The following is a 25,370-nucleotide window of genomic DNA, read 5'->3' on the forward strand; positions in this document are numbered from 1 at the left end:
ACGTCGGTATTATGGAAGAACTCAGAACTAACGACTACCTCAAAGGGATTGTATCCAACCTTCCCGAAAGTCCCGGTATTTACCAATATCTGAATACCGAAGGGACTATTATATATGTAGGAAAGGCAAAGAATCTGAAGCGAAGAGTGTCTTCCTACTTCAACCGGGAGCACGAACCGGGAAAGACGAGGGTGCTGGTCAGCAAGATTGCAGATATCCGATATATCGTGGTGAATACGGAAGAAGACGCGCTATTGCTGGAAAACAATCTTATCAAGAAATACAAGCCTCGCTACAACGTACTGTTGAAAGACGACAAGACGTATCCCAGCATCTGCGTGCAGAACGAATACTTTCCACGTGTATTCAGAACCCGGAAGATAATCCGTAACGGTTCCTCCTATTATGGCCCTTACAGCCATATACCTTCCATGTACGCATTACTCGACCTCATCAAGCATCTGTACCCTTTGCGTACATGCCACCTGAACCTCTCTCCGGAAAACATACGTGCCGGAAAGTTCAATGTTTGCCTGGAATACCACATCAAGAACTGTGCAGGACCTTGCATCGGGAAGCAAAGCCAGGAAGAGTATCTGAAAAACATCGCTGAAATCAAGGAAATACTCAAAGGGAATACCCAGGAGATAGAACGGATGCTTTTCCAGCAAATGCAGGAACTGGCAGCCGAAATGAAGTTTGAAGAAGCACAGAAGATAAAGAAGAAATACCTGCTGCTGGAAAACTACCGGGCGAAATCGGAAGTGGTAAGCAACGTGCTGCACAATATCGACGTGTTCTCCATCGAGGAAGACAGCGATGAAAAGTCCGCTTTTGTCAACTACCTGCACATTACGAACGGTGCCATCAACCAGGCTTTCACCTTTGAATACAAGAAACGATTGAATGAGAGCAAAGAAGAACTGCTCTCTCTCGGCATCATCGAAATGCGGGAAAGATACAAGAGCCTTTCTCGTGAAATCATCGTGCCTTTTGAGCTGGATATGGAGCTGAAAGATGTCGTCTTTACCATTCCGCAACGGGGAGACAAAAAGAAACTGCTGGAACTCTCCATCCTCAATGTGAAGCAGTACAAAGCCGACCGCCTGAAGCAAGCCGAAAAGCTGAATCCGGAGCAACGGACCGTGCGCCTGCTGAAAGAGATACAGCAAGAGCTGCACCTGGACCGCCTGCCCATGCAGATAGAATGTTTCGACAACTCCAACATCCAGGGTTCCGACCCCGTGGCCGGGTGCGTGGTCTTCGTCAAGGGGAAACCTTCCAAGAAGGATTACCGCAAGTACAATATCAAGACCGTAGAGGGACCGGATGACTATGCCTCCATGAAAGAGGTCGTAAAACGGCGCTATCAGCGCGCTATAGAAGAGAAAGCACCCCTGCCCGACCTTCTTATCACCGACGGTGGAAAAGGGCAAATGAGCGCCGTAAAAGAGGTGATAGACGAGCTTGGCCTGAACATCCCCATCGCCGGACTTGCCAAAGATGGCAAACATCGCACTTCCGAGCTATTGTATGGCTACCCTCCCCAGACCATCGGATTGAAACAGAACACCCCCCTCTTCCGACTGCTGACGCAGATTCAAGATGAAGTGCACCGCTTCGCCATTACCTTCCACCGCGACAAGCGCAGCAAACGGCAGATTGCCTCCGCACTGGACGAGATAAAAGGTATCGGTGAAAAGACGAAAAGCACGTTGCTCAAGGAGTTCAAAAGCGTGAAGCGTATCCGCGAAGCATCTGCCGAGGAGCTTGCCGCCGTGGTGGGAGAAGCGAAAGCCAAAATCATCCAGACCTATTTCTCAGAGAAATAATGACTGATAAATCAGCCTGCAGAGCCATGCACACAACGAATTAATTCGTAACTTTGTCCCCTCAAAAAGACAAGAACAACATGAGAGTAGTGATACAACGTGCCGGACACGCTTCCGTCACCATCAACGGAACCTGCAAAGCCTCCATTGGAAAGGGCCTCATGATACTCGTAGGCATCGAAGAATCCGATGGAAAAGAAGATATCGACTGGCTTTGCAAGAAGATAGTCAACCTGCGCATTTTCGATGACGAAAACGGCGTAATGAACAAATCCATTCTTGAAGCAGACGGCGAGATACTGGTTATCAGCCAGTTCACCCTCCACGCCTCCACCAAGAAAGGCAACCGTCCCTCCTACATACGGGCAGCACGGCCGGAAATATCCGTCCCGCTGTACGAACAATTCTGCCGGGAACTGAGTTTAGCATTAGGTAAAGAAATAGGTACCGGCGAATTTGGTGCCGATATGAAAGTAGAACTGATGAACGATGGTCCCGTGACCATCTGTATAGATACAAAAAACAAGGAATAATGACGTTAGAAGAAGCACAGAAACAAGTGGATTCCTGGATAAAGGAATACGGAGTGCGCTATTTCAGCGAACTCACCAATATGGCGATACTGACCGAAGAAGTGGGCGAACTCGCCCGCGTCATGGCACGCAAGTATGGCGACCAATCCTTCAAGAAAGGAGAAAAAGACAATCTCGACGATGAGATGGCAGATGTTCTTTGGGTACTTCTCTGCCTTGCGAACCAGACCGGAGTGAACCTGACAGACGCCTTCTGCCGCAACTTCGAGAAGAAAACCAGACGTGACCAGACAAGACATATCAATAATCCTAAATTGAAAAACCATGGAGAAGAATGAGCCTACCCAGAGTAAGTATGACGCCGCCCTGGCAAAGTACAACACCCAACTGGATGATGCAGAAATAGCTGCACAAGCTGCCAGAATCATTGCAGAGAAAGTACCGGCAAACAATACACCGGAGGTAAAGAAATTCCTGTTCAACTGCATTGACCTTACCACCCTGAAGAGTGAAGACAGCGATGAAAGCGTCATGAAATTCACCCAGAAAGTGAATAAATTCGACGAAGAGTTCCCCGACCTGAAGAATGTGGCAGCCATCTGTGTATACCCCAATTTTGCAGAAGTCGTAAAAGACACGCTGGAAGTGGAAGATGTAAAAATAGCTTGTGTATCAGCAGGTTTCCCCTCCTCCCAGACTTTCATTGAAGTGAAAGTGGCAGAAACTGCCATGGCACTGATGGAAGGCGCCGATGAAATAGACATCGTTATTTCGGTGGGCAAGTTCCTGGCGGGAGACTATGAAGGCATGTGCGAGGAGATACAAGAACTCAAAGCAACCTGCAAAGAGCACCACATGAAGGTAATCCTCGAAACCGGAGCTTTGAAGACGGCTTCGAACATCAAAAAAGCATCCATCCTTTCCATGTATTCGGGTGCCGATTTCATCAAGACTTCCACCGGCAAGCAGCAGCCTGCCGCCACGCCGGAGGCCGCCCTGGTTATGTGCCAGGCCATCAAGGAATATCACGAGCTGACGGGTATCAAGGTAGGCTTTAAGCCCGCAGGAGGAATCAACTGCGTGAACGATGCACTGATTTATTACACCATCGTCAAGGAAGTGCTCGGCGAAGAATGGCTGAACAACGAGCTGTTCCGTCTGGGAACCAGTCGTCTTGCCAACCTGCTGCTTTCGGAAATCAAGGGTGAAGAGATGAAATTCTTCTAAGAGAAAGCTGTATTTACCTATAAATAAAGCCTGATGGAGTGGGTTCCATCAGGCTTTCTCATATTATCAACCGGAAACAGTTCCGTCATTTTTCCCGCTCTACCACATAATCCAGATACCCGGCTAGCGCTGCTTTTACCTCCGTATCGGGCAAAGAAGCCAGCAAAGAAAGAGCCTTTTCCTTATAGTCATACATCACTTGCGAAGCATACTCTATACCACCATTCTGCTTGGTAAATTCAATTAAATGGGCTATTTCGCCAGGCGTTGCCTCCCCATTCTTTATCTTTACGGCAATTTCTTCCGCTGTTTTATCCTTCACGGTATTGAGCACATGAAGCGCAGGCAGAGTCAACTTCCCCTCCACCATATCATTTCCGGTAGGTTTGCCTATTTCCTTGCTCTCGGAGTAATCGAAAATATCATCCTTTATCTGAAAACAAAGCCCGATATATTCACCGAACAGACGCGCAGATTCCGCCTTTTCATCGCTGGCCCCCACCGAGAGAGCGCCCGCCTTCGTACAAGCTGCAAAGAGCACGGCCGTCTTCTTGCGGATAACGTCGAAATAGACTTCCTCGGAGAAATGGAGATTGCTGACGTTGGAAAGCTGCAGAAGTTCACCATCTGCCAAATCCTGCCCCAGGCAGGAGACGATGTCGATAATGTCATGGTTACGGGTCATGCCCACTTGCACCAACGCTGTTGCAAGCAGATAATCGCCTGCCAGTACGGCTACTTTATTATTGAAAATGGCATTAACGGAGAGTTGTCCACGGCGTTCAGTACTTTCGTCCACTACATCATCGTGCACAAGGCTGGCATTATGAAGAAGTTCCAACGCAACCGCAGCATGCAGGGTTGCAGGACATACCTTGCCAAAAAGCTTCGCAGCCAGAAGCACCAGAATGGGGCGCATCATCTTCCCGTTCTTCTGCCGGATATGCGCAATTACGCTGTTCAGCAAAAGGTTGGAACTGGAGAGAGTACTTTCAAAAAGCTTCTTGAAGTCCTCCAATTCCTCAGAAATCGGAGATTTTATCAATGATGAGTTGTCCATGCATCGCTATTTGCCTACAAAAATAGTAATAAAACGGTTAATACGGTATTTTTTTGTACTTTTACCATGAAAAAAAGGATTAAATGTATGAATTCAATCGATAAACTGTTTTTGCTCGATGCCTATGCACTGATATATCGAGCCTATTACGCGTTCATCAAGAACCCGAGAATCAATTCAAAAGGATTCAACACTTCGGCCATTCTGGGCTTTGTAAACACCCTGGAAGAAGTGCTCAAAAAAGAGAATCCCACACACATAGGAGTAGCCTTCGACCCGTCGGGCCCCACCTTCCGCCACGAGGCCTACGAGCAATACAAGGCACAGCGCGAGGAGACACCCGAGGCCATCCGCCTTTCCGTACCTATTATAAAGGACATCATCCGCGCCTACCGCATTCCCATCCTCGAAGTATCCGGCTACGAAGCCGACGACGTGATAGGCACGCTCGCCACCGAAGCCGGACGGCAGGGCATCACCACCTATATGATGACTCCCGACAAGGACTACGGGCAACTGGTATCGGACCGCGTCTTCATGTACCGCCCCAAGCACACCGGCGGATTCGAAGTGATGGGTACCGAAGAAGTAAAAACCAAGTTCAACATACAGACCACCGAGCAGGTCATCGACATGCTGGGACTGATGGGTGATGCTTCCGACAACATCCCCGGCTGTCCGGGTGTGGGCGAGAAAACCGCACAGAAACTGATTGCCGAATTCGGCAGTATCGAAAACCTGCTGGAACATACCGACCAGCTGAAAGGCGCACTGAAAACGAAAGTGGAAACCAACCGCGAGATGATAACCTTCTCCAAATTCCTTGCCACCATCAAAACAGATGTTCCCATTCAGCTCGACATGGATTCGCTCGTCCGCGAAGAACCGAACGAAGAGGAACTCCGCAAGATTTTCGAGGAGTTGGAATTCCGCACACTCATCGACCGGGTACTCAAAAAGGGAAGCGGCAATTCGTCCTCCCCTACTCCAACCTCTCCGGTACCCGACCTCTTTGCCGGGACTCTGTTTGCCCAGCCGCAAACCTCCACTCCCGAAAACAGCGCCCCGATTCAAGGCGATTTGTTTGCAAATTTTGCGGGCGAGGGGACGGGCGTTTCTGAAAATTCAAACCTGACGCGGTTAGAAATGCTCGATGTAGACTACCAACTCATTGATACAGAAGATAAAAGAGCAGAAATTATTCAAAAGTTACTTACAAGCGAAATTCTCTCAATAGATACCGAGACTACCGGAACCGAGCCAATGGACGCCGAACTTGTAGGAATGAGCTTCAGCGATGCCGAAAACCGTGCATACTACGTACCCGTTCCCGCCGAACGAGAGGAAGTCTTAAAAATTGTAAACGAGTTCCGTCCCCTCTTCGAAAACGAGAAATCCATGAAGGTGGGACAAAATATCAAGTACGATATGATTATCCTCCAAAATTACGGCGTCCAGGTGAAAGGCAAACTTTTCGACACCATGCTTGCCCACTACGTGCTTCAACCCGAACTGCGACACAACATGGACTATCTGGCGGAAATCTACCTGCACTACCAGACCATCCACATCGATGAGCTAATTGGAGCGCGAGGCAAAAACCAAAAGAACATGCGCGACCTTCCACCCGAAGATGTCTACCGTTATGCCTGCGAGGATGCGGACGTCACCCTCAAACTGAAAAACGTGCTGGAAAAGGAACTGAAGGAGCAAGGTGCCGAACATCTGTTCTACGAAATAGAGATGCCGCTCGTCCCCGTACTTGTTAATATAGAGAGCAACGGAGTGCTGCTCGACACGGAAGCCTTGAAGCAATCGTCCCAACACTTCACCGTCCGTCTGCAGGAGATTGAGAAGGAAATCTACGAGATGGCTGGCGAGACATTCAATATCAGCTCCGCCAAGCAGGTAGGCGAAGTGCTCTTCGACAAGCTGAAAATCGTGGAGAAAGCGAAAAAGACCAAGACCGGACAATACGTCACTTCCGAAGAGGTGCTGCAGAGCTACCGCAGCAAGCACGACATCATCGGAAAGATACTGGAATACCGCGGACTGAAGAAACTACTGAGCACCTATATAGATGCCCTACCCCAGCTCATCAACCCGCGCACGGGTCGCATACACACCTCCTTCAACCAGGCGGTGACCGCTACCGGACGCCTCAGCTCCAGCAATCCCAACCTGCAGAACATCCCCATCCGCGACGAAGACGGAAAGGAAATCCGCAAGGCGTTCATCCCCGACAACGGCTGCGAGTTTTTCTCTGCCGACTACTCGCAGATAGAGCTGCGCATCATGGCACACCTCAGCGAAGATAAGAACATGATAGACGCCTTCCTCAGCGGACACGACATCCACGCCGCCACCGCTGCCAAGATATATAAAATAGATATAAACGACGTAACCGCCGACATGCGCCGCAAGGCAAAAACGGCAAACTTCGGCATCATCTACGGCATCTCCGTCTTCGGGCTTGCCGAACGCATGGGCGTTTCCCGCCAGGAAGCCAAAGAGCTGATAGACGGCTACTTTGAAACCTACCCACAAGTGAAGGAGTATATGGACAAAAGCATCCAGGTGGCACGCGAGCAGGGCTACGTGGAAACCATCTTCCACCGCAAGCGCTTCCTGCCGGACATCAACTCAAGAAACGGGGTGGTACGGGGCTATGCCGAACGGAATGCCATCAACGCCCCCATCCAGGGAAGTGCCGCCGACATCATAAAAGTAGCCATGGCACACATCTATCAGCGCTTCCAAGCTTACAATCTGAAAGCAAAGATGATTTTACAGGTCCATGACGAACTAAATTTCAGCGTTCCAGAGGCAGAAAAAGAGCTTGTACAGAAAATCGTAATCGAAGAGATGGAGCAGGCATATCGCATGCACGTACCCCTGAAAGCCGATTGTGGGTGGGGAAACAACTGGTTGCAGGCACACTAAACAGCCCAATAACTTTATTTAACTTACAATCAGAAAGCAACAGAAGCAATCCTTTCCAAATACAGTTTGCTCATCAGAATATCCGGCGACCTCGCTGCCGGATATTTTTTATTCACCAATCTTGCCAAAAGGAAAGCATACCGAAACCCTCACTACTGACATATTGATAAAATTTAATCCGATATTTATATTTATGTCAATTTAATACGTACCTTTGCAGCGAAATCAATGACATATTGATAGAAAATAGAAAGTTAAACTAAAAAAGACATAAAACCATGAAAGCAAAAGTATCTTTAAAAACAGTGATTGTTTCAGCACTTCTCTTAGTTTGCGGATTAAATGCCTCAGCCGACAATAAGAGCAACCTCATTTACAATTCGGAAGAAGTAAATGGCATGAAAGTGGCAGAGACCGTATACAAGATGGACGGAAACACGCTTGCCAACTATATGAAGTACAATTATAAGTACGACGACCAGAACCGCATGACGGAAAGCGAAGCCCTGAAATGGAACAGCACCAAGAATACATGGGGCAAGGACATGTGCATCCGCTATGCATACCAAGGCAAGACGATGACTACCACATACTACAAATGGAACAACAAGAAAGGCGAATACATACTGGTTCCCGAGATGACAGTAATCATGGACAACCCTAACATGTAATTGACAAACTCTCTCTTAAAGTAAGAAATCTTATTCCTAACAACAATAACCGAAACCTTTCATAAAAGAGCCGGAATGATTCGCACATTCCGGCTCTTTTATTATATCTTCGCCTCCTAAAAAGGAATGCCACATGATACCCGAGACCCTCATTACCTACATCGAGACAGCAATCATTCCCCGGTACAAGGAGTTTGACAAGGCACACAACCTCTCACACGTCCGCACCGTCATCGAAGAAAGCCTTGCCCTCGCCCGGCAATATCCCGAAGCGGACGAACGCCTGGCATACGTCATTGCCGCCTACCATGACACGGGACTGTGCCGCGACCGCGCCACCCACCACCTTGTCTCCGGCGAGATACTGATGGCGGACTCCACCCTGCGGCAATGGTTCTCCGACACGGAAATCCTCCTCATGAAAGAAGCCGTAGAGGACCACCGGGCCTCTACAGACCACGAACCTCGTAGCATCTACGGCAAGATTGTTGCCGAAGCGGACCGTATCATCGACCCGGACATCACCCTGCGCCGCACCGTGCAGTACGGATTGAAACAGAATCCTGCCGCCGACAAGGAGTGGCACTACCAGCGGTTCCATCAGCATCTCATGGCAAAATATGCACCCGGCGGTTATCTGAAGCTCTGGTTTCCCGAGGGCAAGAATGCGGAACAGCTGAAGAAGCTCCAAGCCATTATCGCAGACGAAGGACAGCTGCGGCAAGTTTTCAACCGAATATTCGAGGAGGAAAAGTAATAGCGGTATCAATGAAGCATATGCCCCATTTCATTTCCGACTATGAAAACGGTTTGTTTCCTATAATGGAACAGAGTGTTCTCTATAAGGAAACAAAGTGTTTCCTATAACGGAACAAATCGTTTTATCCCGTCGAAACAAGTCGTTTCATACAAGAGAAACAATCTGTTCCGACGGGGTGTAACAAAGTGTTCAGTACTGTGAACTAATACAATAGCTCTATTTAGAAGGTCTCACAAGATAAGTATCCGCCTCCATAAGTATAAAGACTTATGGGCGTGCCAACATGAGGAAATCATAAAACTCACAGATGGACTGGCCTTCGGTCTCTGATTCGAAGACAAAGAAGAGCGGCTGCTTTCCCTTATGCAGCTTTGCCGGAATAGAGAGCGAAGCATAGAACTCCCTGCAAGTGCTGCCAGCCTTCACATTCACAAGTCCTATCTCTACACCGCCTTTTGTTGTCCAAGGGCTACCCAGCATGATGCGGATGCGTCCGTCGGTATCTTCAGCCTTCAACCTTAACTGCATCTGCAAAGACTTATCTCGCGGAACGGCATTCATATTCAGGTATTTATATCCTACAATCGACCCACTTGTGTTATTCACCACCGGAGCGAACGGGATTTTGTGGTTGTTATCGCCGGCATAGGGATTATTATCCCGGTACACAGGCCGGATATAAGACCCCGTATACACATAATGGGGATAGACCTCTTTGATTCCTCCGGGATTGGTGTGCCAACAAGCCAGCCCGGCCGAGATGCGCTGCATAGGATTGAGCCCTTCAAGAAGGAAACCTTCAGAGTTGAACTCTCCGCGTGAAATCACGACTTTCCCGCCTTTTCCTTTTTCCACCTTTACATCAATGGCCGACACCATAGCTTGGCGTGCATAGCAATCGGTACCTATCTGGCGATGATAGAACACGTACCATTGCTCACCTATCTTGCAGATACTGCCATGCGTATTTCCACCGGGCATGGCCGAAGCTATCACATTGCCTTTTTCATCATATTCGCGCGCCCGCGCATCGATGATTGTCCCACCATAGGTCCACGGGCCCAAGGGATGCTCGCTGTAGGCATAGGCCAACGTATAGTTGCTGGCGTTTGGCAGGCCATCTTCACCCTCAGCGGTAGTACGGCTATAGATAAACACATACTTATCCTCAATCTTGCGGATAGAAGATGCCTCAAAGAAGCGGAATATACCTTCCTGCCGATAGCCCGAAATCATGTTCTCCACCACTTCGGTACCGGGCTTTACCGTGCACATGGTAGCAGGGTCCAACTCCGCGCCATGCGAAATGCCAAATCCCCAATAACCATACACGCGTCCATCATCGTCAACAAACACTGCGGGGTCGAATCCCAAGCAACCGAAAGTCTCACGAGGACGTTCCTTGTTCCAATTGCATACTGTAAACGGACCATCGGGACGGTCGCTTTTGGCAATCATGGAATTGCGCCCGCCACCTTGATTATTCGGAAAGAGGTAATAAGTTTTCTTACCATCGGCATCGGTAGTTACTGTCACGTCAGGGGCAAAAAGCACGTCGTCGGTCCCATCAGCATTCAGTTTATACAGCTCGGGCGACTCATTGACTTTAAATATCACGCCGTCATATCTCCAACGGGTCAAGTCCTCTACGGGTGCCGACCACACCACTTGGTCACGTCCACAATACATCCACTTGAGATTATCGTGCGAGCCATAAATATAGACACGGTACTTGCCGGGGCAGTCAGGATCCTCAAACACATAGGGCTCACCGTCAGGAATAAACTCCCAAAGCGGCAGATAAGGATTCTGTGCAGATAATGTAAAAGACAGACCGATGAGACATGAGAAAATCATCAGAATTTTTCTTACTTTGTTTTTCATAATTGCATTGATTTATAGAATGATACTTAAATTATAATTGCGACAAAACTATCAATTTATCGTTTCATCGTCATGCTTTTAATGCAAATTAACACGTTCAATACGAATTTCTAAATACCGTTCCGGCGGCTCTCCCATCTCCTCCTTTCTTCGTTGGTGTATGCAAAAATCAGCTATTTTTCAGTAAGTTTGTCCGGTTTGCACTATCTTTGCTTAAAAAAGCGAAGATAGGCTGCACCTCAGCATAAAAAATGAACGAGTTCATTTTATTCTGCATTCGGTTTGCACTATCTTTGCATCCAATTAACTGAACAATAACTAAAAAAACAAGATAACACTATGGCATTAAAAGCTGGTATCGTGGGCCTTCCCAACGTAGGAAAATCCACTCTTTTCAACTGCTTGAGCAGCGCAAAGGCACAAGCGGCAAACTTCCCGTTCTGTACAATCGACGCCCAAATGGGACAAGTGTCCGTACCCGACGAACGACTGACGAAGCTCGCCGAGCTGGTTCACCCGGGGCGTATCGTACCTGCCGTGTGCGACATCGTAGACATTGCCGGACTGGTGAAGGGCGCCAGCAAAGGTGAAGGACTCGGCAACCAGTTCTTGGGCAACATCCGCGAGTGCGACGCCATCATTCACGTGCTGCGCTGCTTCGACAACGGCAACATCGTCCACGTGGACGGTTCGGTGAACCCCGTGCGCGACAAGGAAATCATCGACACAGAGCTGCAACTGAAGGACCTCGACACGGTGGAAAACCGCATCAAGCGTGTAGAGAAGATTGCCAAAGTGGGTGGCGACAAGGCGGCAAAGATAGAGTACGAACTCCTGCTCCGCTACAAGGATGCCCTGGAACAAGGACAAAGCGCCCGCACCGTCATTCCGCAGAACGACGACGAGGAACAATGCGCCAAGCAGATGTTCCTGCTTACTACCAAGCCTGTGCTCTACGTCTGCAACGTGGATGACGTCAGTGCCGCCAGCGGCAACCAGTACGTAGAGCAGGTGCGTGAAGCCATCAAGGGCGAGGATGCGGAACTCATCATCATCTCCGCCCAGACCGAGGCCGACATCGCCGAACTGGAGACATACGAAGAAAAGCAGATGTTCCTCGAAGACCTGGGACTGAAAGAAAGCGGCTGCAACCGTTTGATTAAAACTATCTACAGCCTGCTGAACCTCGAAACCTTCATCACTGCCGGAGAGATGGAAGTAAAGGCATGGACCTATCGCAAGGGATGGAAAGCGCCGCAATGCGCCGGCGTTATCCATACGGATTTCGAGAAAGGGTTTATCCGGGCAGAGGTCATCAAGTATGAGGATTATATCAAGTATGGTAGCGAAGCAGCCGTGCGCGAAGCCGGAAAGTTGGGTGTGGAAGGTAAGGAATACGTGGTGCAGGATGGGGACATCATGCACTTCAGGTTCAATGTGTAATGATATTCATTCCAGATGGCAATGTACTTTCTTTGTACATTGCCATTTTCTAATAAACTCCATACAATAACAATATGAAACAGATTATCTTCCTTTTATTCTTATTGTCCTGTACTGCCGTTTATGCACAACAGCAAGACTCAGTAACCATTCACGGACGGGTGACTGATTACAACGGACAGCCGATAGACAGTGCCAGTGTCTGGTGGCAAAACCCGCAGTTCAATGACATCATAGAAGCCATAACCGACAAAGACGGGCATTACACGGCCCGTATACCCAAAGGGAAATATCAAAGTGCAGCCTCTATTTATCTGCCCTCCTATGCGCACATTGCCATGAAAAGCGGGCTGCCCGAGACTGAACACCGCCTGGAGTTCTGGGCCTGGGATTTCATCGCCGACCGCGACACTACACTCGACATACGTTATCATCGTATGGAAGCTTATGGCCTGCGTGCTTTCTACATCCCCGGAGCCATGCCTACTTATCAGATATACGTCCGTCCCATGAGCTTGACACGTACCTACCAATGGATGAAAGAAACAAAGCCCGAGTCATTGGTACACGGTGAAAACCTGAGTGACATTGAGCAACAAGAACAAAACAAAGAAGCCAGAGAATGCCAGATGGCTCCCCGCCCCGGGCAACTGAAAGTCACCGTCTGGATAGACGGTGAGAAAGTCCCCGTGCTGATGAAGCAGGAAATAAAAGAATATTTCGACAGCAACGAATATGGCAACGCCTATCTATTGACAGTAGACATGCCCAAGCATCCCAAAAAAGACCTTCCCTACCGTATCTTCAAAGTAGAGCTGGAAGACATGGAAAACGGTGACCGGGGCGAAGGGCTTTACTATATGGAAAAGGAAAACTACGTTCAATAAACCATACACAACAAATGGCAAACAGTAATCTGAAATACCTCATAGCAGGTACCGGCGGCGTAGGCGGAAGCATCGCCGCCTTTCTTTCATTATCCGGCAAAGACGTCACTTGCATTGCACGTGGCGAACACCTTGCCGCCATACGCGGGAACGGTCTGCAACTGCACTCCGATTTGAAAGGTGAACATTGTCTGAAAGTGGCGGCATTTACCGCAGAAGAATTCCAAGGCAAAGCGGATGTTATCTTCGTCTGCGTCAAAGGTTATTCCGTAGACTCCATTACGGAACTCATCAAACGTGCCTCACACGAGCGTACAGTGGTAATCCCCATCCTGAATGTTTACGGAACCGGTCCCCGTATCCAGCGGTTGGTCCCCGGCGTCACGGTGCTCGACGGCTGCATCTACATCGTAGGATTCGTATCCGGACGGGGAGAAATCACGCAGATGGGAAAGATTTTCCGGCTCGTCTACGGAGCACACCGCAGCACGATTGTTTCCCGTGAAACATTGGAAGCCGTGCAACGCGATTTGCAGGAAAGCGGCATCAAAGCCGAAATCTCCGACGACATCGACCGGGACACATTCGTCAAGTGGTCCTTCATTTCTGCTATGGCCGTCACCGGAGCCTATTACGACGTACCTATGGGCGAAGTCCAGAAACCGGGCAAAGTGCGCGACACCTTTATCGGACTGTCACAAGAGAGTGCAGCTTTGGGCAGGAAGTTGGGTATAGAATTCAAGGAAGACATCGTGCAGTATAACCTCAAAGTAATAGACAAACTCGCCCCTGAAAGTACCGCCTCCATGCAGAAAGATATGGCCAAAGGACATCAGAGCGAAGTACAAGGCTTGTTGTTCGACATGATTACGGCTGCAGAGGAACAAGGGATTGAGGTGCCGACGTATAGGATGGTGGCGGAGAAATTCAAATAAACTGCCACGATGAACTGCCAAACGAGATAATTTCATACCTTTGTCCCGAACAACCCCGTAATTCAGTAATTTAATTCTTCATAAATATGTTATCACTACTCACCATCAACTGGAACCCCGACCCCGAACTATTCAACTTCTTCGGCATATCCATCCGCTACTACGGTTTGTTATGGATTATCGGCCTCGCTTTTGCCTACCTTATCGTGCAACACCAGTACCGCGACCGCAAAATAGACGAAAAGAAATTCGAACCTCTTTTCTTCTATTGCTTCTTCGGCATACTGATAGGCGCACGACTGGGCCACTGCATATTTTACGACTGGGCATACTACCAAGACCACTTCGTTGAAATGATTCTCCCCATCAAGCAGACCGCCGCAGGATGGAAAATGACGGGTTACACCGGCCTTGCCAGCCACGGCGGCACGCTGGGCCTGATTATCGCCCTCTGGATGTACTGCCGCAAGACGAAGATGCACTACATGGACGTGCTCGACATGATAGCCGTTGCCACTCCCATCACCGCCTGCTGCATCCGCCTTGCCAACCTGATGAACTCCGAAATCATCGGCAAACCGACCGACGTGCCCTGGGCATTCATCTTCGAGCGCGAAGACATGCTGCCCCGCCATCCGGCACAGCTCTACGAAGCCATCGCCTACTTCATCTTCTTCCTGGGGATGGTCTGGCTATACAAACGCGGACAGAAGAAACAAGAGACCAAGCTCGAAACAGATTTCAGCACCACCAAGCGGAAATCAACCACCGTGCAGGCCGAAGCCTCCCTGCCCTATCACCGCGGTTTCTTCTTCGGACTCTGCCTGACGGAGATTTTCACCTTCCGTTTCTTCATCGAGTTCCTGAAAGAAAACCAGGTGAACTTTGAGGACAGCATGACGCTGAACATGGGCCAGTGGCTCAGTATCCCGTTTGTGATTATCGGGGTATATTTCATGTGTTTCTACGGGAAGAAAGCTTCCAAATAAACATTTCAGCCCTACATAAGCAACATACCCACCCCTTTCATCTGTGTGGATTTCTCTACTTTTACGGCATCGAAACAGTAACCGTAAATCATATATTTATCATGAAAGAGAAACAACTGATGAAAGGGGCAGCTTTTATGCTGCTAGCAGCAACTGCCATCCCGCCCGCACATGCCCAACTGAAAACAAATGCCGGCGTGCAATACCTGCTTTCCCAGTCGAAAGACATGAGCCAGGATTTTCTGGACCTCAGCAACACCTATTTCTTTGCCGACAGCCTGGTATCGTTCGACACCTCCACCGGCAAGGGGACTGTCCAGTGGAAACGCCAGCAACTGATGCCCCGCCAGGCATTCAATGCAAACACCTACCTGCACCAGCCCCTCCAGTCGCTGGACTTCCCGGAGACGGCCTACGACAACAATCCACAACTGACGTTCACCGTCGAACCGGTCAGCGAACGTACCCTCCGCATCCATATGCTTACCTCGCCCATCGTACCGAAAGAAGATGCCGATGACCCCATGCTCATAGGAAAGCCTGCCGACGGACGCTCCTTCTGGAAAGCCGAGAAGACGGATAAAGGTACCCTGTACACCTCCCGATACGGCAGCCTGCTCATCGAGAATTACCCCTGGCGCCTGGTGCTGAAAGATGCCGACGGACGCCTGCTGACACAGACTCGTTGCTGGAGCGACAACGACTCCACACAGGTCAAGGTACCTCCATTCAGCTTTATCAAGCGCGGCTCGGACAACTCACGCAGCATCAATCCCGTATTCAGCCTTGCACCGAACGAGAAAATCTACGGTTGCGGCGAGTCCGCCACCGCACTGAACAAGGCCGGACAAAAGGTCAACCTCTTTGTCACCGACCCGCAGGGCCCCGAAACTCCGGATATGTACAAGCCTATCCCCTTCTTTTTCAGTAACCGCGGCTATGGCATGTTTATGCACACTTCCGCCCCCGTGACCTGCGACTTCGGCTGCTCCTACATCGGAGCCACCAAACTCTTTATGGCAGACGAAGCGATGGACATCTTCATCTTCCTGGGTTCGCCGAAGGAGATGCTGAGCGAATACACCGCACTGGTAGGACGGCCCGAAATGCCCCCTTTGTGGAGCTTCGGCACCTGGATGAGCCGCATCACCTACTTCAGCGAAGCAGAGGGCCGCGATGTAGCCCGGAAACTGCGTGAGAACAAGATACCGAGCGATGTCATCCACTTCGATACCGGCTGGTTCGGCGTGGACTGGCAGTGCGACTACGCCTTTGCCGCCGACCGCTTCGACAATCCCCGGCAGATGCTCACCGACCTAAGGTCACAAGGCTTCCGCACCTGCCTCTGGCAACTCCCCTACTTCACTCCGAAAAACAAGTTCTTCCCCGAGCTGGTGGAACGCGGTCTGTACGTACGCAACGGTAAGGGGCAGCTCCCCTACGAGGACGTGGTGCTGGACTTCACCAACCCCGAAACTGTGAAGTGGTATCAGGAAAAACTCGGCAATCTGATTGAAATGGGTGTAGGCGCCATCAAAGTAGACTTCGGCGAAGGTGCCCCGCTGGATGCCATCTATGCCAACGGCCGTAGCGGACTGTACGAACACAACCTCTACCCGCTGCGCTACAACAAAACCGTGGCCGACATCATCAAGAAGCTGCACGGCGAAAACATCATCTGGGCACGCTCTGCATGGGCAGGCTCACAACGCTACCCGCTGCACTGGGGCGGTGATGCCGCCACCACCGAAACCGGTTTCGAGGGAACCGTCCGCAGCGGTCTCTCCATCGGATTGAGCGGGTTCTGCTTCTGGAGCAATGACATAGGCGGCTTCGTGACCCAAAGCCCCGAAAGCCTCTACCGCCGCTGGCTGCCCTTCGGCTTCCTCACCAGCCACAGCCGCGTGCACGGAGCACCTCCCACTGAGCCGTGGTACTACGGGAAAGAGTTCACAGACTATTTCCGCCGTTGCGCCGAGCTGAAGTACAAACTGATGCCCTATGTATACGCACAATCCAAAGAGTGCACCGAGAACGGCTGGCCGATGCTCCGCGCCCTACTGCTGGAGTATCCCGACGACCCGGGTGCATGGCTGGTAGAGGACGAGTACATGTTCGGCTCCAATCTCCTCGTGGCCCCCATGCTCGAAGAGGGCAGCGGACGGGATGTCTACCTCCCCGGACGGCAGAAATGGATAGACTACCAGACCGGAAAGGTGTATGCTCCGGGATGGAACCATATCGAGTGCGGCACCCTGCCCATCATCATTCTTGTAAAGGACGGTTCGGCCATCCCCCATATCCCCGTGGCACAATGCACAGACCAGATGAAGTGGGACAAGATTACGTGGAAGAAGTATCTGGCAGACGAAAAGAAAGCCGAAGGGTTGCTCTGCCTGCCGCAGGACGGACGGTTGCAACGAATGTCCATCCCATAATCCCCTATCCTTTCATGTACGAGATGCGCATCTCAAGTTGCATGAAATATACATCTCGTACATCATGAGATGCACATCTCGTGCAGACAAAAGGTATAGATTGAGATAACAACCAAGAATGTTTGCTATGACAACCCACTACATTGAATCCATTAAACCCTAATGAACCATGAGAAACAAGTCACTACTCCTCATTTTCTCTCTGCTGCTTTGCCTGCAGACAAGCGCACAACAAACACAAGCCTTCCAAGATACCACGCTCACCGACGAACAGCGCGTGGACCATCTTCTTTCCATCCTGACATTGGATGAAAAGATAAACCTTCTTTCCACCGACCTCGGTGTCCCCCGCCTCAACATTCCCCGTTGCGGACACTACGAAGGACTGCACGGGCTGACCCTCGGCGGGCCTGCCATGTGGGGCGGACGCCAAAGAACGGAAGACGGGAAAGTAGTCCCCACAGACTGCCCCACCACCATATTCCCCCAATCCTACGGTCTGGGCTCCACATGGGACACCGATTTGGTGCAGAAAGTAGCGGAACAAGCCGCTGAAGAAGCCCGCTACTACATGCAGACCACCGGCAACAAGCGTCATGCCCTCGTGATGCGCGCTCCGAATGCCGACCTTGCCCGCGACCCGCGCTGGGGACGTACCGAGGAGAGTTTCGGAGAAGATGCTTTCCTCACCGCCCAACTCACCATTGCCAGCGTACGCGGCCTGCAAGGCAATCATCCCCGCTACTGGAAAACTGCCTCTCTGATGAAACACTTCCTTGCCAACAGTAACGAGGACGGACGGGACAGCACTTCCTCCGACTTCGACACGCGGCTGTTCCATGAATACTACGCTTATCCTTTCTATAAAGGCATCACCGAGGGAGGCAGCCGCGCCTTCATGGCCGCCTACAACAGTTGGAACGGCATCCCCATGTCCATCCATCCCTGCCTCGAAGAGATTACCCGCAAGCAATGGGGCAACAACGGTATCATCTGTACGGACGGCGGTGCCCTGAAACTGCTGATTGAAGCGCACAAGAGTTTTCCGAGCTTTGCGGAGGGTGCCGCTGCCGTAGTAAAAGCCACCACAGGACAATTTCTCGACGCATACGTTCCTTACGTCAAGGAAGCTCTGGAAAAGGGATTACTGACCGAAGTCGACATCGACAAGGCTATCCGCGGGAACATCTTCGTCGCCCTCAAGCTCGGCTTGCTGGACGGGGACCACTCCCGTAACCCTTATCTCTCCATCGGAAAGGACAGTACGGAGACACCGCCTTTCATGACAGCAGAAGCCCGTAGGCTGGCACGGGAAGTCACCGCCAAGTCTGTGGTGTTATTGAAAAACAAGAATCTCCTGCCACTCGATGCCGGAAAGCTGCGTAAAATAGCCGTTATAGGCCCGTATTCGGACAAAATCGTGCAAGACTGGTATAGTGGTACCCCGCCTTACGAAACAACGATTCTGAGCGGCATACGCAATGCTGTAAAGGAAGATACCGAAGTCATCCACGCCGAAGACAACCGCATGGGCCAGGCGGAAAAGGCTGCCGCAGCCGCCGACATCGCCATTGTATGTGTAGGAAACCATCCTTACGGCACACGTGCGGACTGGAAGTTCTCTCCCGTCCCCAGTGACGGCCGCGAAGCCGTGGACCGCAAATCGCTGATGCTGCCCGATGAAGACTTGGTGAAGCTGGTGCTCAAAGCCAATCCCAATACCATACTGGTGCTCGTCAGCAGTTTCCCCTACACCATCAACTGGAGCCAGGAGCACGTGCCTGCCATCGTCCACATCACCCACTGCAGCCAGGAGCAGGGCAACGGACTGGCCGACGTACTCTTTGGCAAGGTGAATCCAGCCGGACGTACCGTACAGACGTGGGTGAAAGACATCACCGACCTGCCCGACATGATGGACTACGACATCCGCAACGGACGTACGTATATGTACCACCAGGGCCCTGTGCTCTATCCTTTCGGCTATGGTCTGAGCTATTCCGACTTTACGTACGAGAAGATTGAATCCGTCAAGCAAGACAAGAAGAACATCCGCGTGACGGTATCAGTGAAGAATACCAGCGGACGCGACGGAGAAGAAGTCGTACAGCTCTATGCCAGCTATCCGGACTCCAAAGTGGAACGTCCTTCCAAGCAGTTGCGCGCCTTCAAGCGTATCCCCATCAAGGCCGGCGAAACCCGGAAAGTGACGCTTACCGTGCCCAAAGAGGAGCTCGGCTATTGGAACGAAGGAAAGCAGATGTTCGTTGTAGAACCCGGAACGGTGAAGCTGCTGATAGGGGCTTCATCGGAAGATATACGGTTGGAGGGAAAAGTCAAACTATAAGAAACCAGCCGTGTTTTGAAACAATCCGAATGAGGATGTGTCAAAACTGGTATTCACCACCGATTACACAGATAAGCATCTTTGATTATCAGTAGATTAAGCTCATTCTGTGTTAATCCGTGTAATCTGTGGTGAATTTTGACACACCCCTATCCGGTTATTTCCCTTTCACTATCCTCTTTATATCATTCAGCTTGTTCAGTGCCTCCAGCGGTGTCAGGTTATTCACATCCAGATTCAGTATCTCATCGCGTATCTGGCACAGCACCGGGTCGTCGAGCTGAAAGAAGCTGAGCTGCATGCCGCCGCGCGTCTCTCCTACTTCTGCCATCGGCTTGTTGGAGATTCCCTGCTGGCGATTGTCCGTTTCCAATTGTCTCAGTATGTCGTTGGCACGCTTCACGATGCTTTTGGGCATACCTGCCATTTTGGCTACATGAATACCGAAAGAGTGTTCGCTACCGCCGCGCTCCAATTTGCGCAAGAAGATGACTTTGTTATCTATCTCCTTCACCGAAACGTTGTAGTTCTTTATACGCTTGAAGCTCTTCTCCATCTCATTCAGCTCATGGTAGTGCGTGGCAAACAAGGTTCGGGCTTTTGCCTTGGGATGCTCGTGTATATGCTCCACAATCGCCCAGGCGATGGAAATACCATCATATGTAGAAGTACCGCGCCCCAGCTCGTCGAACAGCACCAGGCTGCGGGGAGAAAGGTTGTTCAGGATATCCGCCGCCTCGTTCATCTCCACCATAAAGGTAGACTCGCCCACGGAAATATTATCGCTGGCACCCACACGGGTGAATATCTTATCCACCAACCCGATATGGGCACTCTCCGCAGGCACAAAACTGCCGATTTGAGCCAGCAGCGTAATCAGCGCCGTCTGCCTCAGCAAAGCAGACTTACCCGCCATGTTGGGACCCGTAATGATGATAATCTGCTGCGTCTGGCTATCCAGCATCACATCATTGGCAATATACTTCTCGCCGATGGGGAGCTGCTTCTCAATCACCGGGTGGCGTCCCTGGCAGATTTCCAGCACATCGTCGTCGGCAATGACGGGGCGTATATAGTTGTTCTCGCGCGCTGCCGTGGCAAAGGAGAGCAGGCAGTCCAGACGCGCTATCTGGTTCGCATTGATTTGAATGGCGGGGATGAACTCGCTCAATGATTGCACCAATTCTGCATAGAGTTGTGTTTCCAGTACCAGTATCTTGTCCTCCGCACCGAGAATCTTCTCCTCGTACTCCTTCAATTCCTGGGTAATGTAGCGTTCGGCATTGGCAAGGGTCTGCTTGCGTATCCACTCTGCCGGCACTTTGTCCTTATGCGTGTTGCGCACTTCGATGTAATAACCGAAGACATTGTTGTAGCCTATCTTCAAGCTGGGAATCTCCGTCAGCTCACTCTCGCGCTGCTGTATCTGCAACAGATAATCCTTACCGGAGTAGGCTATCTGGCGCAACTCGTCCAACTCGGCACTAACACCGGACTTGATGACACCGCCCTTATTAATCAGCAACGGCGGGTCATTGTCTATCTCCCGGTCTATGCGGTCGCGGATGGACTGGCAGATGTTCAACTGCTCGCCTATATGATTCAAGCTGGCATTATCGGCATCCATGCAAGCCGCTTTGATGGGTTCTATCGCCTGCAAAGCCACCTTCAGCGCCACTACCTCACGCGGAGAGACACGGCCTACCGCCACTTTGGAGATGATGCGCTCCAAGTCACCTATCAAATGCAGTTGCTCCTCTATCAACTCCTTGAAATCGGGCTGGCGGAAGAAGTATTCCACTACATTCAGCCGTTCGTTAATCGGCTGCACGTCCTTCAACGGGAATACCAGCCAGCGTTTCAGCAGGCGGGCACCCATCGGGCTGATGGTCTTGTCTATCACATTCAGCAGACTGCTACCGCCGTCGTTCATCGACCCCATCAGCTCCAGGCTGCGCACTGTGAACTTATCCAGACGGACGTACTTATCCTCCTCGATGCGTGCCAGCGAAGTGACATGCCCTATCTGCGTATGCTGCGTCATGATGAGGTATTGCAGGATAGCTCCCGAAGCGATGATACCGTTCTTGAGATGCTCCACACCGAAACCTTTCAGGTTCTTCACCTCGAAATGCTTCAGCAGCTTCTCGCGGGCGGAAGTCTCGGTAAACACCCAGTCGTCCAGCTCGAAAGTGAAGAACTTGCTGCCGAAGTTCCCTTCGAACATCAACCGCTTGCCACGCTCGAAAAGCACCTCTTTGGGGGCAAAGTTGTTCAGCAACTTGTCCACATAGTCGAAAGGGCCTTCCGCCGTCAGAAATTCGCCCGTAGATATGTCCAGGAAAGCCACACCGCAGGCACCCTTGCCGAAGTGTACGGCAGCCAGAAAGTTGTTCTCCCGGTAGTTCAGCACATTGTCGTTGATGGAGACTCCCGGCGTCACCAGCTCCGTGATGCCCCGCTTTACGAGTTTCTTTGTCAACTTCGGGTCCTCCAACTGGTCGCAGATGGCCACGCGCTTGCCGGCACGTATCAGCTTGGGCAGATAGGTGTCGAGTGCATGATGCGGAAAGCCCGCCATTTCGATGGTTTTCCCCTTGCCGTTGGCACGTTTGGTCAAGGTAATACCGAGGATTTCGGACGCGACGACGGCATCGGTGGAATAGGTTTCATAGAAGTCACCACAACGAAACAGCATGACAGCATCGGGATGCTTTGCCTTCAAGTCGAGGAACTGTTTCATCATCGGGGTAAGGACAATATCTTCGTGCATACAAGTCTTTAATTTTTAATTTCCAGGATTTTGAGCCAAGAGAGCAGAAAATCGTCAAGTAAGGCCCAAAACTTAATGTGACAAAGATAATTCTTTTTTAGAAAACAGCTGCGTAGAGGCTTCAAAACCTTAGCAAGCCTTAACAAAGAGACGTATTTTCCTAAAACATGTTATAAAACAGCCTTTTTTATTTGCTTTATTTGGAGATAAGCAAAAAGTCCGTACCTTTGCAATGTGTTTTTCATAGTATTAGATTTAAGGTTAACAAAGGTTGGAGTACAGCGGTACTCCTTTTTTTATGCCCACACCTTTCGTATCTTCCCCTTTTCCCTTACAAAAAGACATATTCACTCGGCGAAACGCCCTTCATCTTCTTGAAAACCCGGTTGAAATAAGGAACATTGTTGAATCCCACCTGATAGCAGATTTCTGCTACGGATACCTTTTGTTGTTTCAGCAGCCGGCAGGCAAGCTCAATGCGGTATTCATTGAGATAAGTGACGAAAGTCTTCCCCGAGACTTTCTTGAAAAAGATACAGAAAGAAGTGCGGTTCATCCCCACGTGGCGGGCAACGTCATCCAGCGTAATATCCCGCTTGGCGTTACAAACGACGTAGACTTGTATCCTATTCATTCGCTCCCGTTCCGGGTCCATCTTCTGATACCGCCCCACCACACTCTCTTCCTTGCTCCCGGCAAGAATAAGCAGCAGTTTTATCATCAGCGGGATGCGTTCAGCCCTCCCCAAAGGACGCATCTCCTCGAGGACGGAAGCAATAGCCGCCGACTTTTCCTTCCCGAACTTCACGGCATCCCTTTTCCGTTTCAGCTTCTCCGTACATTCCAGCAGCTCAGGGAAAGCAACACAGCAGTTGTCAAGAAATTCCCGGCCGAAAGTTATCGTGATATTGGCAATACGCCCCTGCGCATCTGTCACATCATTCTCGAAATACCAGCAATGCGGTATCTCCGGAGGAACTATCACTACTTCCCCACTCCCGAAAGGTTCAGTACGGTCACCTATCAGCCGCATGCCGGAGCCTACGATGATATACGACAACTCCCACGTTGCCTGCTCATGCAGACCTATCTGCTCGCCGGGAGCCAGGCATACATCGTCGAAGGTAAAAGAAGTGTTTTCCGGCCGAGGCACTGCATTATCATTCATAATTTGGGTAAAATATCTCCCTGAAGGGGAGTAAATGCAAATATAAGACAATCCTAATAAACAATAAGAGAAATGCCCGGAGAAATTGCAGACTAACTTTGCCCGCGAAATAAAGTTATGCCGGGAATCCGGATTGTCTGAGGATATGTCAAAATACACACTCACCACAGATTACACAGATTAACACCGATAAAAGTTCTTGATTATCAGAGCTCCTAAAATAATCTGTGTAATCTGTGGTGGTCATGACACGTCCGCATTTTAGAAGAATATTAATCTAACAACAAACATAATTCCAATGAAGACAACAACTTATTTAGCATCCAAGCCGCGTTACGAAATACTGGACGGGCTTCGCGGCGTAGCCGCAATAATCGTGGTAGCTTTCCATCTTTTTGAAACCTATTCCGCAGGGCCTGCCCACCAGATTTTGAACCACGGCTACTTGGCCGTGGACTTCTTCTTCGTACTCTCCGGCTTCGTCATCGGTTATGCCTACGACGACCGCTGGGACCGTATGACAACGTGGGACTTCTTCAAGCGACGCTTGGTACGCCTGCACCCCATGGTGATTATGGGTACACTCCTCGGCGCCTCCCTATTCTACTTCAGTGCCTGCTCCGCCTTCCCGATGGTGATGCAGACACCGTGGTGGAACGTGCTGCTGATGACACTCCTGGGCTGCCTTATGTTCCCCACCCCCACTTCATGGGACATCCGGGGCTGGTGGGAAACAAACGCGTTGAACGGCCCCACCTGGTCGCTGATGTGGGAATATATTGCCAATGTGCTCTATGCCCTATTCATCCGCCGCTTCTCCAAACTGGCACTGGGCATATTCGTCGGACTCTCTGCCTGCCTTACGCTCGACGTCACGCTCAACATAGATACCTTTGGGCTTCTTTCATCGCGGGGAGAAGCCGCCTACACCCTCATCGGCGGCTGGAGCCTGACACCCGGCCAGCTCTATATAGGCATTTCACGCCTGCTCTATCCCTTCTTCATGGGTCTTCTGTTGTCTCGCATAGGCAAGCTGGTGAAGGTGAAGAGAGGATTCTACTGGTGTTCCCTGCTGGTGACTGTTATCCTCGTGATGCCGCGCATCGGAGGCGAGACCAGCCAATGGATGAACGGCGTCTACGAAGCCGTAAGCGTGCTCGCCCTCTTTCCGCTGATAGTGGCTATGGGAGCAGGCAGCAACGTCACGGGCAAGCGTTCCGTAGCCCTCTGCAAATTCCTGGGCGAACTATCCTATCCGCTGTACATCACACACTTCCCGCTGATATACATGCAGATAGCCTGGGCACGGAATAACCCCGACGCACCGGCAGGAATGCACTTGTTCATTGCCGTATCCGTCTTTGTACTCTCCATTGCCATTGCATACGCTTGCCTCAAACTGTATGACGAACCGGTACGCGAGTGGCTGAAACAACACTGGTTGATGAAGAAGAATACCAAAACATCCAAATGATTGTTG

The 25,370-nt window shown here is 50.6% G+C and carries 18 protein-coding genes; 14 read left to right on the forward strand and 4 right to left on the reverse strand.

What is annotated here, in order from left to right:
* The first annotated feature begins 11 nt into the window (after window positions 1-11).
* The 4 genes from uvrC (at window position 12) to deoC (ending at window position 3,592) form a co-directional block, all read left to right on the forward strand.
* Window positions 12-1,832 (forward strand): excinuclease ABC subunit UvrC, encoded by a 1,821-nt coding sequence (gene uvrC, locus ACESTD_RS01650; RefSeq protein ID WP_005833920.1) that lies wholly within the window; start codon window positions 12-14, stop codon window positions 1,830-1,832.
* An 80-nt stretch (window positions 1,833-1,912) separates the two neighbouring features.
* Entirely contained in the window at window positions 1,913-2,365 is a 453-nt protein-coding gene (gene dtd, locus ACESTD_RS01655; RefSeq protein WP_005826171.1) for a D-aminoacyl-tRNA deacylase, read from the forward strand.
* Window positions 2,365-2,703: a nucleotide pyrophosphohydrolase gene (locus tag ACESTD_RS01660; protein WP_009037466.1), complete on the forward strand. Its 339-nt coding sequence runs from the start codon at window positions 2,365-2,367 to the stop codon at window positions 2,701-2,703. Before dtd ends, ACESTD_RS01660 begins: the two co-directional genes overlap by 1 nt.
* The gene (gene deoC, locus ACESTD_RS01665; RefSeq protein ID WP_009037467.1) at window positions 2,690-3,592 is read left to right on the forward strand and encodes a deoxyribose-phosphate aldolase; all 903 of its coding nucleotides are present in this window, start codon (window positions 2,690-2,692) and stop codon (window positions 3,590-3,592) included. The genes ACESTD_RS01660 and deoC overlap by 14 nt, the downstream gene beginning before the upstream one ends.
* An 85-nt stretch (window positions 3,593-3,677) precedes the next feature.
* Here deoC and ACESTD_RS01670 read toward each other — a convergent pair whose 3' ends face one another.
* Window positions 3,678-4,652: a polyprenyl synthetase family protein gene (locus ACESTD_RS01670; RefSeq protein ID WP_005826176.1), complete on the reverse strand. Its 975-nt coding sequence runs from the start codon at window positions 4,650-4,652 to the stop codon at window positions 3,678-3,680.
* A gap of 87 nt (window positions 4,653-4,739) precedes the next feature.
* On the opposite strand from ACESTD_RS01670, the gene polA reads away from it, so the two are divergent.
* From polA to ACESTD_RS01685, 3 genes are all read left to right on the forward strand, one after another.
* Window positions 4,740-7,595, forward strand: coding sequence for a DNA polymerase I (polA, locus tag ACESTD_RS01675; protein ID WP_373158629.1), 2,856 nt, complete (start codon window positions 4,740-4,742; stop codon window positions 7,593-7,595).
* A 278-nt stretch (window positions 7,596-7,873) separates the two neighbouring features.
* On the forward strand, window positions 7,874-8,266 hold the full coding sequence (locus ACESTD_RS01680; protein ID WP_005826180.1) for a DUF3836 domain-containing protein: 393 nt from the start codon (window positions 7,874-7,876) through the stop codon (window positions 8,264-8,266).
* 133 nt (window positions 8,267-8,399) lie between these two features.
* The gene (locus tag ACESTD_RS01685) at window positions 8,400-9,023 is read left to right on the forward strand and encodes an HD domain-containing protein (RefSeq protein WP_005826183.1); all 624 of its coding nucleotides are present in this window, start codon (window positions 8,400-8,402) and stop codon (window positions 9,021-9,023) included.
* A gap of 270 nt (window positions 9,024-9,293) precedes the next feature.
* On the opposite strand, the gene ACESTD_RS01690 is transcribed toward ACESTD_RS01685, so the two are convergent.
* Complete coding sequence (locus ACESTD_RS01690) at window positions 9,294-10,910, reverse strand: family 43 glycosylhydrolase (RefSeq protein WP_373158628.1); 1,617 nt, start codon at window positions 10,908-10,910, stop codon at window positions 9,294-9,296.
* Between the two features lie 339 nt (window positions 10,911-11,249).
* Between ACESTD_RS01690 and ychF the strand changes: the two genes are divergently transcribed.
* The 6 genes from ychF (at window position 11,250) to ACESTD_RS01720 (ending at window position 19,949) form a co-directional block, all read left to right on the forward strand.
* Window positions 11,250-12,353, forward strand: coding sequence for a redox-regulated ATPase YchF (gene ychF, locus ACESTD_RS01695; protein ID WP_120129573.1), 1,104 nt, complete (start codon window positions 11,250-11,252; stop codon window positions 12,351-12,353).
* 74 nt (window positions 12,354-12,427) lie between these two features.
* A complete protein-coding gene (locus tag ACESTD_RS01700) occupies window positions 12,428-13,240 on the forward strand; it encodes a carboxypeptidase-like regulatory domain-containing protein (RefSeq protein WP_120129571.1) in 813 nt (270 codons plus the stop codon).
* Between the two features lie 14 nt (window positions 13,241-13,254).
* Window positions 13,255-14,175: a ketopantoate reductase family protein gene (locus ACESTD_RS01705; RefSeq protein ID WP_120129568.1), complete on the forward strand. Its 921-nt coding sequence runs from the start codon at window positions 13,255-13,257 to the stop codon at window positions 14,173-14,175.
* A gap of 86 nt (window positions 14,176-14,261) precedes the next feature.
* Window positions 14,262-15,164: a prolipoprotein diacylglyceryl transferase gene (lgt, locus tag ACESTD_RS01710; protein ID WP_022401919.1), complete on the forward strand. Its 903-nt coding sequence runs from the start codon at window positions 14,262-14,264 to the stop codon at window positions 15,162-15,164.
* 101 nt (window positions 15,165-15,265) lie between these two features.
* A complete protein-coding gene (locus ACESTD_RS01715) occupies window positions 15,266-17,602 on the forward strand; it encodes an alpha-xylosidase (protein WP_373158627.1) in 2,337 nt (778 codons plus the stop codon).
* A gap of 169 nt (window positions 17,603-17,771) precedes the next feature.
* Window positions 17,772-19,949: a glycoside hydrolase family 3 C-terminal domain-containing protein gene (locus ACESTD_RS01720; protein ID WP_373158626.1), complete on the forward strand. Its 2,178-nt coding sequence runs from the start codon at window positions 17,772-17,774 to the stop codon at window positions 19,947-19,949.
* 157 nt (window positions 19,950-20,106) lie between these two features.
* Here the strand turns inward: ACESTD_RS01720 and mutS are convergent, their stop codons facing one another.
* The gene (gene mutS, locus ACESTD_RS01725; protein WP_242364609.1) at window positions 20,107-22,722 is read right to left on the reverse strand and encodes a DNA mismatch repair protein MutS; all 2,616 of its coding nucleotides are present in this window, start codon (window positions 22,720-22,722) and stop codon (window positions 20,107-20,109) included.
* A 331-nt stretch (window positions 22,723-23,053) separates the two neighbouring features.
* Window positions 23,054-23,890 (reverse strand): AraC family transcriptional regulator, encoded by an 837-nt coding sequence (locus tag ACESTD_RS01730; protein WP_070100921.1) that lies wholly within the window; start codon window positions 23,888-23,890, stop codon window positions 23,054-23,056.
* 298 nt (window positions 23,891-24,188) lie between these two features.
* Between ACESTD_RS01730 and ACESTD_RS01735 the strand changes: the two genes are divergently transcribed.
* Window positions 24,189-25,364: an acyltransferase gene (locus ACESTD_RS01735; protein ID WP_057087309.1), complete on the forward strand. Its 1,176-nt coding sequence runs from the start codon at window positions 24,189-24,191 to the stop codon at window positions 25,362-25,364.
* Window positions 25,365-25,370: the final 6 nt, after the last annotated feature.

This window comes from Bacteroides sp. AR20 (assembly GCF_964250605.1).
GTDB classification, from domain to species: domain Bacteria; phylum Bacteroidota; class Bacteroidia; order Bacteroidales; family Bacteroidaceae; genus Bacteroides; species Bacteroides uniformis.